Source organism: Streptomyces showdoensis (assembly GCF_039535475.1).
Classification (GTDB): domain Bacteria; phylum Actinomycetota; class Actinomycetes; order Streptomycetales; family Streptomycetaceae; genus Streptomyces; species Streptomyces showdoensis.
Window position 1 is genome coordinate 480,558 of sequence record NZ_BAAAXG010000028.1, and the last position, 15,312, is coordinate 495,869.

Annotated in this window: 14 protein-coding genes and 1 pseudogene; 7 read left to right on the plus strand and 8 right to left on the minus strand. The window is 73.0% G+C overall.

Features of this window, described 5'->3' with window-relative positions; translation table 11 throughout:
* Positions 1-8 precede the first annotated feature (8 nt).
* From infB to rimP, 4 genes are all read right to left on the minus strand, one after another.
* The gene (gene infB / locus ABD981_RS36785) at positions 9-3,098 is read right to left on the minus strand and encodes a translation initiation factor IF-2 (protein WP_345530548.1); all 3,090 of its coding nucleotides are present in this window, start codon (positions 3,096-3,098) and stop codon (positions 9-11) included.
* 148 nt (positions 3,099-3,246) lie between these two features.
* Complete coding sequence (locus ABD981_RS36790) at positions 3,247-3,528, minus strand: YlxR family protein (protein WP_123955322.1); 282 nt, start codon at positions 3,526-3,528, stop codon at positions 3,247-3,249.
* Positions 3,529-3,602: 74 nt separating this feature from the next.
* On the minus strand, positions 3,603-4,598 hold the full coding sequence (gene nusA / locus ABD981_RS36795) for a transcription termination factor NusA (RefSeq protein ID WP_046912513.1): 996 nt from the start codon (positions 4,596-4,598) through the stop codon (positions 3,603-3,605).
* 2 nt (positions 4,599-4,600) lie between these two features.
* Complete coding sequence (rimP, locus tag ABD981_RS36800; RefSeq protein ID WP_046912514.1) at positions 4,601-5,107, minus strand: ribosome maturation factor RimP; 507 nt, start codon at positions 5,105-5,107, stop codon at positions 4,601-4,603.
* 156 nt (positions 5,108-5,263) lie between these two features.
* On the opposite strand from rimP, the gene ABD981_RS36805 reads away from it, so the two are divergent.
* From ABD981_RS36805 to ABD981_RS36835, 7 genes and pseudogenes are all read left to right on the plus strand, one after another.
* Complete coding sequence (locus tag ABD981_RS36805) at positions 5,264-5,821, plus strand: hypothetical protein (RefSeq protein ID WP_345530549.1); 558 nt, start codon at positions 5,264-5,266, stop codon at positions 5,819-5,821.
* On the plus strand, positions 5,818-6,234 hold the full coding sequence (locus ABD981_RS36810) for a ferritin-like domain-containing protein (RefSeq protein ID WP_046912499.1): 417 nt from the start codon (positions 5,818-5,820) through the stop codon (positions 6,232-6,234). Before ABD981_RS36805 ends, ABD981_RS36810 begins: the two co-directional genes overlap by 4 nt.
* 45 nt (positions 6,235-6,279) lie before the next feature.
* Positions 6,280-7,165 (plus strand): annotated as a pseudogene (locus ABD981_RS36815) (aminoglycoside phosphotransferase family protein).
* 135 nt (positions 7,166-7,300) lie between these two features.
* Positions 7,301-8,332, plus strand: a complete 1,032-nt coding sequence (locus ABD981_RS36820) for a slipin family protein (protein ID WP_046912501.1) — start codon at positions 7,301-7,303, stop codon at positions 8,330-8,332.
* A gap of 110 nt (positions 8,333-8,442) precedes the next feature.
* Complete coding sequence (locus tag ABD981_RS36825) at positions 8,443-9,183, plus strand: response regulator transcription factor (RefSeq protein WP_046905538.1); 741 nt, start codon at positions 8,443-8,445, stop codon at positions 9,181-9,183.
* A gap of 187 nt (positions 9,184-9,370) precedes the next feature.
* On the plus strand, positions 9,371-10,429 hold the full coding sequence (locus ABD981_RS36830) for a glycosyltransferase family 2 protein (RefSeq protein ID WP_046905537.1): 1,059 nt from the start codon (positions 9,371-9,373) through the stop codon (positions 10,427-10,429).
* Between the two features lie 82 nt (positions 10,430-10,511).
* The gene (locus tag ABD981_RS36835; RefSeq protein ID WP_046905536.1) at positions 10,512-10,700 is read left to right on the plus strand and encodes a hypothetical protein; all 189 of its coding nucleotides are present in this window, start codon (positions 10,512-10,514) and stop codon (positions 10,698-10,700) included.
* A gap of 57 nt (positions 10,701-10,757) precedes the next feature.
* Here ABD981_RS36835 and ABD981_RS36840 read toward each other — a convergent pair whose 3' ends face one another.
* From ABD981_RS36840 to ispG, 4 genes are all read right to left on the minus strand, one after another.
* Positions 10,758-12,461 carry a proline--tRNA ligase gene (locus tag ABD981_RS36840; RefSeq protein ID WP_046905535.1) on the minus strand — a complete coding sequence of 568 codons (1,704 nt, stop codon included), beginning with the start codon at positions 12,459-12,461 and terminating at the stop codon, positions 10,758-10,760.
* A gap of 70 nt (positions 12,462-12,531) precedes the next feature.
* On the minus strand, positions 12,532-13,077 hold the full coding sequence (locus ABD981_RS36845; RefSeq protein WP_046905534.1) for a GNAT family N-acetyltransferase: 546 nt from the start codon (positions 13,075-13,077) through the stop codon (positions 12,532-12,534).
* Positions 13,078-13,120: 43 nt separating this feature from the next.
* A complete protein-coding gene (locus tag ABD981_RS36850; protein ID WP_046905533.1) occupies positions 13,121-13,966 on the minus strand; it encodes a GNAT family N-acetyltransferase in 846 nt (281 codons plus the stop codon).
* 120 nt (positions 13,967-14,086) lie between these two features.
* On the minus strand, positions 14,087-15,244 hold the full coding sequence (gene ispG, locus ABD981_RS36855; protein WP_046905532.1) for a flavodoxin-dependent (E)-4-hydroxy-3-methylbut-2-enyl-diphosphate synthase: 1,158 nt from the start codon (positions 15,242-15,244) through the stop codon (positions 14,087-14,089).
* Positions 15,245-15,312 lie beyond the last annotated feature (68 nt).

The window sequence follows — 15,312 nt, forward strand, 5'->3', positions numbered from 1 at the left end:
GCTGTACGTCAGGCGCGCGGCTTCTCGCGCATCTCGTACGTCGCGATGACGTCGTCGATCTTGATGTCGTTGAAGTTTCCGAGGTTGATACCACCCTCGTAGCCTTCGCGGATCTCGGTGACGTCGTCCTTGAAGCGGCGCAGCCCCTCGATGTTGAGGTTCTCCGCGATGACCTTGCCGTCGCGGAGGAGGCGCGCCTTGGTGTTGCGCTTGACCTCGCCCGAGCGGATGAGGACACCGGCGATGTTGCCCAGCTTGGACGAGCGGAAGACCTCGCGGATCTCCGCCGTACCGAGCTCGACCTCTTCGTACTCCGGCTTGAGGAGACCCTTCAGGGCCGCCTCGATCTCCTCGATGGCCTGGTAGATCACCGAGTAGTACCGGACGTCGACGCCCTCGCGCTCCGCCATCTGCGCGGCACGGCCGGCCGCACGGACGTTGTAGCCGATGACGATGGCGTCGGAGCCCATCGCCAGGTCGATGTCGGACTCGGTGACCGCACCCACACCGCGGTGCAGGACGCGGATGTCGACCTCTTCGCCGACGTCGAGCTGGAGCAGCGAGGACTCGAGAGCCTCGACCGCACCGGACGCGTCGCCCTTGATGATGAGGTTGAGTTCCTGGACCAGACCGGCCTTGAGCACCTTGTCGAGGTCCTCGAGGGACACCCGGCGGACGCGCTTGGCGAAGGCGGCGTTGCGCTCACGCGCGGCGCGCTTCTCGGCGATCTGACGGGCCGTACGGTCCTCGTCGACAACGATGAGGTTGTCGCCGGCACCCGGCACGTTGGTGAGACCGAGCACCAGGACGGGAGTCGACGGGGTCGCCTCCTCGACGTTGTTGCCCTTGTCGTCGAGCATCGCCCGGACGCGGCCGTACGCGTCGCCGACCACCACGGTGTCGCCGATGCGCAGCGTTCCGCGCTGGACGAGGACGGTGGAGACGGCACCGCGACCGCGGTCGAGGTGGGACTCGATCGCAATACCCTGCGCGTCCTGGTTCGGGTTGGCCCGCAGGTCGAGCGAGGCGTCGGCGGTGAGGACGACGGCCTCCAGCAGGGAGTCGATGTGCAGACCCTGCTTGGCGGAGATGTCGACGAACATCGTGTCGCCGCCGTACTCCTCGGCCACCAGACCGAACTCGGTCAGCTGACCACGGACCTTGACCGGGTCCGCACCCTCGACGTCGATCTTGTTGACCGCGACGACGATCGGGACGCCGGCGGCCTTGGCGTGGTTGAGCGCCTCGATCGTCTGCGGCATGACGCCGTCGTTGGCCGCGACCACGAGGATCGCGATGTCGGTCGACTTCGCACCACGGGCACGCATGGCGGTGAACGCCTCGTGACCCGGGGTGTCGATGAAGGTGATCTTGCGGTCCTCGCCGTTGACCTCGGTGCCCACCTGGTAGGCACCGATGCCCTGCGTGATGCCACCGGCCTCGCCCGCGACGACGTTCGTCTTGCGGATCGCGTCGAGCAGTCGGGTCTTACCGTGGTCGACGTGACCCATGACGGTGACGACCGGCGGACGGGAGACCAGAGCCTCTTCGCCGCCCTCGTCCTCGCCGAACTCGATGTCGAAGGACTCGAGGAGCTCGCGGTCCTCCTCCTCCGGCGAGACGATCTGAACGACGTAGTTCATCTCTTCGCCGAGCATGGTCAGCGTGTCGTCGGAGACCGACTGCGTGGCCGTGACCATCTCACCGAGGTTCATCATCACCGCGACGAGCGACGCCGGGTTGGCGCCGATCTTCTCGGCGAAGTCGGTGAGGGAGGCACCGCGCGACAGGCGAATGGTGTCGCCGTTGCCGCGGGGCAGCATCACGCCGCCCACGGACGGGGCCTGCATGGCCTCGTACTCCTGGCGCCTCTGACGCTTCGACTTGCGACCGCGACGCGCGGGACCGCCTGGACGGCCGAAGGCGCCCTGCGTGCCACCACGGGCACCCGGACCACCGGGACGACCGCCGAAGCCGCCGGGACGACCGCCGAAGCCGCCGCCACCGCCGGGACCACCCGGACGACCGCCGCCGCCACCGGGACCACCGGGACGGCCGGCGAAGCCGCCGCCACCGCCGCCGGGACCGGCCGGACGACCGGCGAAGCCGGGACGACCGCCGCCGCCGCCGGGACCGCCCGGACGACCGCCGGGGCCACCGGGGCCACGACCGCCGGGGCCGGGACGCGGGCCGGCAGCGGGACGCTGCGGCATCATGCCCGGGTTCGGACGGTTACCGCCGGGCGCGCCGCCCGGACGGGGAGCCTGCGGACGAGGCATGCCACCGGGGGTCGGACGCGCGGCGCCGCCCTGGGGACGCGGGGCGCCGGGAACGCCGCCCTGGCCCTGCGGACGCGGGGCGCCGCCCGGGGCACCGGGGCCGCCGGGACGCGGCGCGCCACCCTGCGGACGGGGCGCCTGCGGGCGCGCCATGCCGGTGGAGCCGCCGGAGGTGAAGGGGTTGTTGCCCGGACGCGGGCCGGCCGGGCGACCGCCCGGACGCGGAGCCTGCTGGCCGGGACGGGGGGCCTGCTGACCCGGACGCGGCGCCTGCTGGCCCGGACGGGCAGCGGCGGGACGCGGGCCGGGGGTGGCACCACCGGCGCGGGGACCGGCGGCCGGGGCCGACGGAGCCGCCGGGGGCGCCGTGAACTCCGGGGTGGTCGGAGCCGGCGCGGCGGGCGCGGGCTTCGGGGCCGGCTTCGGACCCGGGCGCGGGCCCGAGGCGGCCGGAGCCGGAGAGGGGGTGCTGCTCGCGGGCGCGGCCGGGGTGACCGGCGCCGCGGGCGCGGCGGGGGCCGGCTTGGGGGCCGGGGCGCCGGGCTTGGGGGCAGCGGGGCGAGCCGAGGCGGCCGGAGACGGCGCCGCGGGCTTCGCGGGGGAGGGCGCCGCCTTGCGGGGCGCGCCGGGCTTGGCAGCGGTCTTGCCGGCGTTGCCGCCGGGACCCTGCAAAGCGTCAGTCAACTTGCGCACGACCGGCGCCTCGATCGTCGAGGACGCCGAACGGACGAATTCACCGAGTTCTTGGAGCTTGGCCATGACGACCTTGCTCTCCACACCGAACTCCTTGGCGAGCTCGTATACCCGGACCTTAGCCACTTCGCTCCTTTTAGGTCCGGTTACCGCCGGACCGTCGCTACTTCATGGGCGTACTCATCGCGTACTCATCGAGTGCTCATCGCAATCTCGACCTACTTCCAACTCGCGAGGTACCTGACCGCACGGGGTTCCGTGCCGTACTTCTGTGTCACTGCGGTGCCATCCGCTCGACGTGGTGGCGGAGGGCCACGGTGTCGAGCTGCCCTTGGGCCTTGAAGGCCCTGGGGAACGCCCGGCGGCGGACCGCCAGGTCGAGACAGACCACGGCGGGGTGCACGTACGCACCCCGGCCGGGCAGCGTACCGCGATGATCCGGGACGCACTCGTCCTTATTCATCACGATCCGCAGCAGGTCGCTCTTGGCCGCTCGCTCCCGGCATCCCACACAGGTTCGCTCAGGGCGCGGGCTGGCATGCGTCCGGCCAGACATTACTAAGTCTACCTCCCCGCGCCGACCTCACCCGTTCGGGGCAAAAATCGAACAGCTGTTGGCCAAAATCGGTCTCAGTCCTGGGGACCGGAGACCTCGGTGTCCGGACGGATGTCGATCCGCCAGCCGGTGAGGCGCGCGGCCAGACGGGCGTTCTGCCCCTCCTTGCCGATCGCCAGCGACAGCTGGTAGTCCGGCACCGTCACGCGGGCCGAGCGGGCGGCCAGGTCCACGATCTCGACCTTGGAGACCCGGGCCGGGGAGAGCGCGTTCGCCACCATCTCGGCCGGGTCGTCCGACCAGTCGACGATGTCGATCTTCTCGCCGAGCAGCTCGGCCATGACGTTGCGCACCCGGCTGCCCATCGGGCCGATGCAGGCGCCCTTGGCGTTCAGGCCCGAACGGGTGGAACGGACGGCGATCTTGGTGCGGTGGCCGGCCTCACGGGCGATGGCCGCGATCTCGACCGAGCCGTCGGCGATCTCCGGCACCTCCAGGGCGAAGAGCTTCTTCACCAGGTTGGGGTGCGTACGCGAAAGGGTGACGGACGGACCGCGGACGCCCTTCGCCACCCGGACGACGTACGTCCGCAGGCGCAGGCCGTGCGTGTAGTCCTCGCCCGGCACCTGCTCCTGCACCGGAAGGATGGCCTCCAGCTTGTCGTCCAGCTTGACGAGGACGTTCTTCGGGTCCTTGCCCTGCTGCACCATGCCGGCCACGATGTCGCCCTCGCGGCGGGCGTACTCGCCGAAGGTGACGTCGTTCTCGGCGTCCCGCAGCCGCTGCTGGATGACCTGGCGGGCGGTGCTCGCGGCGATCCGGCCGAAGTCCGACGGCGTGTCGTCGAACTCCTTGGGCTGCTGGCCCTCCTCCAGGTCGGCCGGGTCTTCCTTCGCCCACACCGTCACGTGACCGGTGGCCCGGTCCAGCTCCACCCGCGCGTGGCGGCGGGCGTCGGGGGTGCGGTGGTAGGCGATGAGGAGGGCCGACTCGATCGCCTCGACCAGCATCTCGAAGGAGATTTCCTTCTCCTGTGCCAAGCCCTTCAGGAGCTTCACGTCGATGTCCACGGCTACGCCTCCTCTTCCTTCTTGTCCTTGCGGTTGAACTCGATCTCGACACGCGCCTTCGCGATCTCGGCGAACTCCACCCGGCGGGCGGTGGCCTTGCGGCCCTTCACGCCCGGCACCTCGGTGTCCAGCCCGTCCTCGTCCACGGCCAGGATGCGGGTGACGACCTCGCCGCCGCCCGCCTCGGGGGTCAGCTGCAGCTTCACCAGGCGGCCGGTGGCGCGCACGTAGTGGCGGTGCTGGGTCAGGGGGCGGTCGGCGCCGGGGGAACTGACTTCGAGGACGTACTCGCCCTCGCCCATCGCGTCCGTCTCGTCCAGCTTCTCGGAGATGACGCGGCTCAGCTCGGCGCAGGCGTCGAGCTCGACGCCCTCCTCCGAGTCGACGATGACCCTCAGCAGTCCGCGGCGGCCGGCCCGGGACACCTCGATCTCCTCGAGGTCGAGGTCCTTCGCGTGAACGAGCGGTTCCAGAAGACCGCGCAGCCGTTCGCTCTGGGTGGTGCTCATCCGGGTGACTCCTCGGCCGCGTGTGCTGTTGTGGGTTCGTCGCGTGTCAGATCAAAGGGTATCCGGTCGGGGAGGGTGTTGCCGTCCACCGGGCCGGGGGCCGCGGGTACGCTCGCCAGCGGTGATCTTCGAATACCTGAGCGTGAGGGAGAAGGCGTGGAAGGCATCGGCAGGCGCGCGCTCCTGACGGTGGGCGCGGCGGGGGGCGCGGCGGTGCTCGCCGGCTGCACCTCCTCGGGGGACGCGCGCCCCGAGCCGCCGAGCGCGGCCGAACGCGCCGCGCGCGCCGAGGCCGCGCTGCGCGCCCGCTCCGCCGCGACCGGCCGCACCCTGCTCGGCCGCTACGACGCCGTGCTCGCCGCGCACCCCGCCCTCGCGGGCCGGCTGGCACCGCTGCGGGCCTCGGTCGCGGCCCACGTGAAGGCGCTCGGCGAGGGCGCGGCACCCCCGGCACCGGCACCGAAGGCCCCGGCGTCAGCGTCCGGGCCGGCCTCGGCACCGGCCTCCCCCTCCGCCTCCCCCACAGCGGCCGCCCCCGTGCCCGCCGATCCCGCCGCGGCGCTCACCGACCTGGCCGCCGCCGAACGGGCGACCGCCGACACCCACACGGCGACGCTCCTGACCGCGCCTCCCGAGTACGCCCGGCTGCTCGCCTCCGTCGCGGCCGCCGGCGCGGCCCACGCCTATCTGCTGACCGAAGGGGCCCGGGGATGACCGCGCTCGACGCGGCCCAGGCCGCACTCGCCGCCGAGCACGCCGCCGTGTACGGGTACGGGGTCGTCGGCGCCCGCGTCGGCGAGGCCCGGCGCGCCGAGGCCACCGCCGCGTACGAGGGCCACCGCGCCCGCCGGGACGCGCTGCGCCGCACCGTCCGCGACCTGGGCGGCGAGCCGGTCGCCGCCGCGGCGGGCTACGCGCTGCCGTTCGCGGTGCCGGACCCGGCCGCGGCCGTGCGGCTCGCGGCCGTCCTGGAGGACCGGGTCGCCGGGGTCTACTCCGACCTGGTCCGCTCCGCCGACGGGCCGCTCCGCAAGGAGGCGGCGGCGGCGCTGCGCGAGGCGGCGGTCCGGGCCGTCCGCTGGCGCGGCAGCGACGTAACCTTTCCTGGGCTCGCCGAACGGGCGTAGGCCTGGGCCCGCCCGTCACCGAGGAAACGAAGGAACAAGGCACGCATGGGTTTCGAACCGCCGCAGCGACTGGTGCGGGCGCTCGGCGAGACGTACGGGGAGGCCGTCGCCGCCGAGTGGCTCGGGAAGCTCCCCGAGCTCACCCGGGACGCGCTGGAGCACGCCGGTCTCGCCGCCGAACGGGTGATGGCCCCCGGCGGTCGCAGCAGCCTCGTCGTCCTCGTCCCGCGGGCCGCCCTGAAGCTCGCGCCCCCCCGTCGCCCGCCCGGACCTGGAGCGGGACGCGCTCGCGCACTGGAACGGCTGGGGCGCGGTGCGCCTGCTCGGCGGGACGGAGGAGGGCGGGCTGCTCCTGGAGCGGCTGCACCCGGAGGTCTCGCTGCGCTCGCTGCCGGAGGCGAAGGCGCTCCTGGAGGCGGCCGGTACCGTCCGGCGGCTGTGGGTCGAACCGCCCGCGGACCACGGCTTCGAGTCGGTGGCCGAGCGGACCGGACGGCAGGCGGCCGCGATGGCGGCGCACGGGGCCGGCGAGGAGACCGGCGCGCTGGTGGCCGCCGCGCTCGCGGCCCGCGAGGAGCTGCTCGCGGGCGAGGCCGAGACGCTGCTGCTGCACGGCTGCTTCCGTCAGGGCAAGGTCCTCGCGGGCGACCGGACGCCCTGGCTCGCCGTCGGCCCCGAGCCGCTGGTCGGCGAGCGGGCCTACGACCTGGCGCGGCTGGTGCGGGACCGGGTGGAGGACCTGGTGGCCGCCTCGTCGGGGGCCTCGACGGCCCGGCGGCGGGTGAACAAACTGGCGGACGCGCTGGACGTGGACCGCGAGCGGCTGCGCGGCTGGACCCTGTTCCGGGCGGTCGAGTCCGGAACGCGCGCGCTCGACGCGGGACGCACGGCGGACGCGGAGCTGCTGCTGGAGTTCGCGGGCTGGCTGTGAGTCCGTCGGTCGGCGGCGAGCTCGCAGGTCGGGCCGTGAGTGCGCCGGTCGGCCGCGAGTTCGTGGGGCGGCTGCGCGTTCGTGGGTGAGCTGTAGGGGAATACCCTTTTTGTAATCCTTCCTCAGGGGGTCGTGATGATCCAAGAGGTCCTGATGGCGGCCGTGGGCGCGGCAGCGGCGGTCGCGGTGTACGCGGGCGCGGCGGCGCGGGTCGTGAAGCAGTACGAGCGCGGGGTGGTGTTCCGCTTCGGGCGGCTCGTCGACAGGGAGCGCCAGCCCGGCTTCCAGATGATCGTCCCGCTGGTCGACCGGCTGCACAAGGTCAACATGCAGATCGTCACGATGCCCGTGCCGGCCCAGGAGGGCATCACCCGGGACAACGTGACGGTGCGGGTGGACGCCGTCGTCTACTTCAAGGTCGTGGACGCGGCGGACGCGCTGGTGCGGGTGGAGGACTACAAGTTCGCGGTCTCGCAGATGGCCCAGACCTCGCTGCGGTCGATCATCGGCAAGAGCGACCTGGACGACCTGCTGTCCAACCGGGAGAAGCTCAACCAGGGCCTGGAGCTGATGCTCGACAGCCCGGCGATGGGCTGGGGGGTCGCGATCGACCGGGTGGAGATCAAGGACGTCTCGCTGCCGGAGACGATGAAGCGCTCGATGGCCCGGCAGGCCGAGGCCGACCGGGAGCGGCGGGCGCGGGTGATCAACGCGGACGCGGAGCTGCAGGCCTCGAAGAAGCTGGCGGAGGCGGCGCGCCAGATGGAGGACACGCCGTCCGCGTTGCAGCTGCGGCTGCTGCAGACGGTGATGGCGGTGTCGGCGGAGAAGAACTCGACGCTGGTGCTGCCGATCCCGGTGGAGCTCCTGCGCTTCCTGGAGCGCGCCGGCGGCGGGCCGGAGCCGGCCGCCGCGGCGTCGGCGGCGGCACACCCGGACGCCGACCGCCCGGAGCCGAGCCGCCCGGAGGCGAGCCTCCCGGATGCGGCGCTCCACCCGGAGCCGAGCCGCCCGGATGCGGCGCTCCACCCGGAGCCGGTGCCCCCCGCCGTCCCGCCGCCCCACTCCGACGCCTACCTGAAGGGCGTCGCGCACGCGAAGGAGGCCGTCGAGGACCTGGCGGGCGCCTCCGTGGAGCCCACGCCCCGGGAGGACGAGGAAGCCTGACGAGCAGCCGCCGGGTGCCGCTGGGCGATGGGGGTGCCGGGGGGCGATGGGGGGTGCCGGGGGGGGCGGTGGGGGGTGCCGGGGCGGACGAGTGACCCTATTGTCCTGGTATGCCGTTCTCCGCCGCCCGGGAGCCGGACGGGCCCGCCCGACCGCTGATCCTGCTCGCCGTCACGGACGCCCGTGCCCTGGACCTGCTCGACGGCATGCTGCGGGAGCGGGGGTTCGAGGTGCGGCAGGCCGGGGACGGCGCGGCCGTCCGGCGCGCGCTGCGCGAGCATCCGCCCCAAGGGGTGGTGCTGAGCCTCCTGCTGCCGGGCTGCGACCCCTGGCGGCTCCTCGGCGAGCTGCGCGCCCGCGCCCGTGACCTGCCCGTGGTCGTGACCTCTCCCGTCTACGTCGAGGACGACGCGATCCGCGCCTACCGCCTCGGCGCGGACGACTACATCACGTACGTCCTCTCCACCGCCCAGAGCCTGCCGCGGGTCGCGGCCCGCTTCCGGCGCCTGCTGCCCCGGCGCGAGGACGCCCCGGCGGGACGCGCCGACGGGCGGCCCGGGCAGCGGATCACGGTGGACCGCCCGAGCCGCACCGCCCGAGCGGACGGGACGCCGCTGGACCTCACCCCGCTGGAGTTCGACCTGCTCGCCGTCCTCACCGCCCAGCCCGAGCGGGTGCTGAGTCACGGGCAGCTGCTCCGCCAGGTGTGGGGCGAGGAGGAGCACGCCGATCCCGGCCGGGTGAAGTACGCCGTCCTGCGCCTGCGCCGCAAGATCGCCGAGGCGACCGGCGGGCGCACCGGCATCGCCACCGTCCGCGGCATCGGCTACCGCTACCGCCCCGGGGACTGACCGCCCCCGCCGCCGGGGGCGTTCGGCCCCTCCGGGTCCGGCGGCGAAGGTCCCGAACCGCGCGCCGGACGTCCTCCACCGCCCCGCGGCAACCCGGCCGCACCCGCTCCGCACCCGCCCCGCAACCTCACCGCGGGACCGTCGACGTACCGGCACGCACGGCACGACCGACGGACGGAGAGAAACGGTGACGGAGTTGGTGGCGCTCGTTCCCGCACACGACGAACAGGACGGCATCGTCGCCACCCTGGCCGGCCTCTACCGGCAGTCCCTGCGACCCGACCGGATCGTCGTGGTCGCGGACAACTGCGCCGATCTCACCGCGGAGATCGCCGAACGCTGCGGGGCCGAGGTCTTCGTCACCTCCGGCAACCGGGACAAGAAGGCGGGGGCGCTCAACCAGGCCGTGCCCGCGGTCCTCGACACCCTCCCCGACGACGCCCTGCTCCTCGTGCAGGACGCCGACACCGTGCTCAACCCCGGCTTCGTCCGGTGCGCCGTCGACGCCCTGGACGAGGACGAGGGCGTCGGAGCGGTCGGAGGGATCTTCTTCGGCGAGGAGGGCGGCGGACTGCTCGGCCTCCTCCAGCGCATGGAGTACGAGCGGTACGCCCTGGAGATCCACCGCAAGGGCAACGAGGCGGTCGTCCTCACCGGGACCGGCACCGTCTTCCGCGCGCGGGTGCTGCGCGAGGTGCGTGCCGCGCGCCGGGCGGGCCGGATCGGCGGCGGGGACGGCTACTACAGCCTCGCCTCGCTCACCGAGGACGACGAGATCACCAAGGCCGTGAAGACGCTGGGGCACCGCACCGTCTCCCCCGACGGCTGCTGGCTGGTCACCGAGGTCATGCCGACCCTGCCCAAACTGTGGCACCAGCGGATGCGCTGGCAGCGGGGCGCCCTGGAGAACCTGCGCGACTACGGCCTGACCAGGGTCACCCTGCCGTACTTCGGGCAGCAGATCATGCTCGGCCTCGGCGCCGTCGCGCTCGGCCTGTTCGCCGTCTTCACCGTGATCGTGCTGGTCACCGTCGGCTGGCAGGGCTTCTCGCTGTTCTGGACGGCGATCACGCTGATCTTCGTCCTGGAACGCACGCTGACCGTGCGCGGGGCGGGCCGGCGGGCGGTCCTGCTGGCCCTGCCGCTCGTCCCGGAACTCCTCTACGACGTGTTCCGGCAGCTGGTGTTCGCCCGCTCCCTCGTCGACCTCGTCCTGCGTCGGCAGGAGCACTGGGTCGCCACCTGAACAGACCGAGCAGACCGAGCAGACCGAGCAGGCCCGACCAGACCTGACCTGACCTGACCTGACCTGACCAGAAAGGATCACCATGTACGGGAAACCCATCGGAGCGAGTGCCGTGGGCGGCACGGGCGCGACCCTCGCCGCGACGGGCGGCGGCCTCTCGCCGCTCGCCGTGCTCGGGCTGATCGTGGCCGCGACGACCCTGATCGCCGCCGGCCTCGCCCTGCGCAGCCTCGTCCCCGTCATCCGGGGCGACCGGCCCGGGCGCCGCTGAGAACGGGCGTGCCCCCTCCCCCGCGCCGAGGCGGGAGGAGGGGGCACGCCCGTGCCGTCAGGCGGAGAGGCGGGCGATCGCCTCGTCGACCGGAAGCTCCTCGCGCTCGCCGGTGCGGCGGTCCTTCAGCTCGACGATGCCCTCGCCCGCGCGGCGGCCGGCGACGAGGATCTTCGGGACGCCCATGAGCTCGGCGTCGGTGAACTTGACGCCGGGCGAGACGCCCGGGCGGTCGTCGACCAGGACCCGCAGGCCCGCGGCGGAGAGCTTGTCGGAGACCTCGAGGGCCAGCTCGATCTGCTGCGCCTTTCCGGCGGCGACGACGTGGACGTCGGCCGGGGCGATCTCGGCGGGCCAGCACAGGCCCTTCTCGTCGGCGGTCTGCTCGGCGAGGGCGGCGACCGCGCGGGAGACGCCGATGCCGTAGGAGCCCATGGTCACGCGGACCGGCTTGCCGTTCTGGCCGAGGACGTCCAGCTTGAGCGCGTCGGCGTACTTGCGGCCGAGCTGGAAGATGTGGCCGATCTCGATCGCGCGGTCCAGCTTCAGGCCGGTGCCGCACTTGGGGCAGGGGTCGCCGTCCTGGACGACGACGACGTCGACGTACTGCTCCACCTCGAAGTCGCGGCCCGCGACGACGTTCCTGGTGTGGGTGCCGGGCTTGTTGGCGCCGGTGATCCACGCCGTGCCGGGCGCCACGCGCGGGTCGGCGATGTACGTCACCTTCTCCAGGCCCTGCGGGCCGACGTAGCCGCGGACCAGGTCGGCGCGCTGCGCGAAGTCCTCCTCCGTCACCAGCTCGACCGTGGCCGTCGGGCCGAAGTGGGCCTCGACCTTGTCCATGTCGACCTCGCGGTCGCCGGGAACGCCGATGGCGACGATCTCGCCGTCGACCTTCACCAGGAGGTTCTTGAGCGTGGCGGAGGCCGGCACGCCCAGCGAGGCGGCGAGCGTCTCGATGGTGGGGGTGTCGGGGGTCGGGATCTCCTCGGCGGCGGGCACCTCGGTGGCGTCGACCGGCTTCACCGCCTGGTAGACCGCCTCGGTGTTCGCGGCGAAGTCGCAGTTCGGGCAGTCGGCGAAGGTGTCCTCGCCGGCCGCGGCCGGGGCGAGGAACTCCTCGGACTTCGAGCCGCCCATCGCGCCGGCGGTGGCGGCGCAGATGCGGTAGTCGAGGCCGAGGCGCTCGAAGATGCGCTGGTAGGCGGCGCGGTGCATCCCGTAGGACGCGTCGAGGCCCGCGTCCTCGGTGTCGAAGGAGTACGAGTCCTTCATGAGGAACTCGCGGCCGCGCAGGATGCCGGCCCGCGGGCGGGCCTCGTCGCGGAACTTCGTCTGGATCTGGTACAGGATGACCGGCAGGTCCTTGTAGGAGGACGCCTGGTCCTTCACCAGGAGCGTGAAGATCTCCTCGTGGGTCGGGCCGAGGAGGTAGTCGCCGCCCTTGCGGTCCTGGAGGCGGAACAGCTCGGCGCCGTACTCGTCCCAGCGGCCGGTCGCCTCGTAGGGCTCGCGGGGCAGCAGGGCCGGCAGGGAGACCTCCTGGGCGCCGATGGCGTCCATCTCCTCACGGACGACGCGCTCGACGTTGGCGAGGACCTTCTTGCCCAGGGGCAGCCAGCTCCAGATGCCGGCGGCGGTGCGGCGCACGTAGCCCGCGCGGACCAGGAGCTTGTGGCTGAGGACCTCGGCGTCCGCCGGGTCGTCGCGCAGCGTCTTCGCCATCAACTGGGACATGCGCTGGACCGGTGCCTTGGCCATGGTTCTCGTACTCCTGCCGGATAACTGGTGGTGGCTAGGAGGTTAGCCGGGCGGGCCCGGGTCGGAGAAATCAGTTCCCGCGCCTGAGCGGCAGCGGCGCGCCCATGACCGCGTACGGGCGGGGCGCGCTGGGGAAGTGCACCTGCCGGGCGAGGTCGATGTAGCCGAGGGAGCCGTAGAGGCCGCGGGCGGGGCTGTCGGTGTCGATGGCGGAGAGGATGGACCGGGGCAGGTCGGAGCCGTCGGTGATGGTGGTGATCAGCCCGCGGCCGACGCCGCGGCCCTGGAAGTCGGGGTGGACGTGCAGCTCGGTGATGACGAAGGAGTCGTCGAGCCAGCCCTCGCTGCCGGTGGCGCGGAGATACGGCTCGACGATGGTGGACCACCAGTGGCCGCGGTCGTTGGGCATCCCGTACACGAAGCCGACGAGCGTCCCGTCGGGCGTGGTCGCGCCGTACGCGCGGGCGCCCGGGTTGAGCAGGTGGCGCAGCACGATGTGGCGGCGCACGGCGATCTCGTCCGCTTCGAGCCCGAAGGCCCGGGCCTGCACGGCGAGCGCCTCGTCGACCCGCGCGGCGAGATTGACCGGCCCGATCACGACCTTCGTGTCATCCATGCGCCGCACCCTACAAGCCGTACGGACGTGCCGTACGGGCGCTTCAGAACAGCACGCTCATGAAGGCCCCGACCTCGTCGAAGCCCACGCGGCGGTACGCGGCCCTGGCGGGGGTGTTGTAGTCGTTGACGTAGAGGCTGACGAGGGGGGCGACGTCGGCCAGCGCGTACTGCAGGACGGCGGCCATGCCGGTCTCGGAGAGGCCGCGGCCGCGGTGCTCGGGGGCGACCCAGACGCCCTGGATCTGGCAGGCCTGGCGGGTGGCGGCGCCGATCTCGGCCTTGAAGACGACCTTGCCGTCCTCGATGCGGGCGAAGGAGCGGCCGGAGCCGACGAGCTCGGCGACCCGGGCCTGGTAGAGGAGTCCGCCGTCGCCGGTCATCGGGGAGATGCCGACCTCCTCGGTGAACATGGCCACGCACGCGGGCATGATCACCTCCATCTCGTCCTTGCGGACCCGGCGGACCAGCGGGTCGGGGGCGACGGTCGCGGAGGGCCCGTCGGCGACCATGAGCGGCTGGTGGGCGCGGACGTCGCGGGCGGGGCCCCAGCCGGGCTCCAGGAGCCGCCAGAGCTGCGCGGTGGGGCCGGCGGGGCCGACGATCGAGGAGCAGCGGCGGCCGACCCGGCGGGCCCGGTCGGCGAAGGCGCGGACGGCCTCGGGGGTGGCGCAGATGGGGACCAGGTTGGCGCCGGAGTAGCAGAGCGAGCGCAGCCGGCCGTCGGCGTACCAGCCCCACATCTCGCCGCCCAGGCGCCAGGGGTCGAGCCCGGCGACCTGGACGCGGGCGGTCACGAAGGCGTTCTCGACGGGGGCGCTCTCCAGGACGGCGAGCGCGGCGCCGAGGTCGGCGGGTTCGAGGACCCGGGTGGAGGTCTGCGTCAACACGAGGGGGCCTCACCGTGCGGTTTCTGCTGGTCTCCGCACTTTACCCCCGTCCCCCGCCACCCGGGGCGCGCGGAGCCCCTCCGCCCCCGAGGGGGCGGAGGGGCTCCGGGAGTGCGGGGGTCAGACGCCGATGGCGACGGTGGGCTCGCCGCTGGCGACGCCGTCCTTCTCCATCTGCTCGGCGATCTTCAGCGCCTCCTCGATGAGGGTCTCGACGATCTTCGACTCGGGGACGGTCTTGATGACCTCGCCCTTCACGAAGATCTGGCCCTTGCCGTTGCCGGAGGCGACGCCGAGGTCGGCCTCGCGGGCCTCGCCGGGGCCGTTGACGACGCAGCCCATGACGGCCACGCGCAGCGGGACCTCCATGCCCTCCAGGCCCGCGGTGACCTCCTCGGCCAGCTTGTAGACGTCGACCTGGGCGCGTCCGCAGGACGGGCAGGAGACGATCTCCAGGCGGCGCGGCTTGAGGTTCAGCGACTCCAGGATCTGGTTGCCGACCTTGACCTCCTCGACCGGCGGGGCCGAGAGGGAGACGCGGATGGTGTCGCCGATGCCCTCGGAGAGCAGCGCGCCGAAGGCCACGGCGGACTTGATGGTGCCCTGGAAGGCCGGGCCGGCCTCGGTGACGCCCAGGTGCAGCGGGTAGTCGCAGGCGGCGGCCAGCTGGCGGTAGGCGTTGACCATGACGACCGGGTCGTTGTGCTTGACCGAGATCTTGATGTCGCCGAAGCCGTGCTCCTCGAAGAGGGAGGCCTCCCAGAGGGCGGACTCGACGAGCGCCTCGGGGGTGGCCTTGCCGTACTTCGCGAGCAGCCGGGCGTCGAGCGAGCCGGCGTTGACGCCGATGCGGATCGGGGTGCCGGCCGCGGAGGCCGCCTTGGCGATCTCCTTGACCTTGTCGTCGAACTGCTTGATGTTGCCCGGGTTGACGCGGACCGCGGCGCAGCCGGCGTCGATCGCCGCGAACACGTACTTCGGCTGGAAGTGGATGTCCGCGATGACCGGGATCTGGGACTTCTTCGCGATGGTCGCGAGCGCGTCGGCGTCGTCCTGGGTCGGGCAGGCCACGCGGACGATCTGGCAGCCGGAGGCGGTGAGCTCGGCGATCTGCTGGAGCGTGGCGCCGATGTCCGAGGTACGGGTGGTGGTCATCGACTGCACCGACACGGGGGCGTCGCCGCCGACGGCCACCGATCCGACCTGGATCTGACGGCTCTTGCGCCGCTCAGCGAGCTTGGTCGGGACGGAAGGCATACCGAGAGAGATGGCGGTCATCAGCTGTACAACCCCAAGGTGTGGTTCATCGGGCTCAGGTCTTCGAGATTACCGCCCCGCGGGCGGGC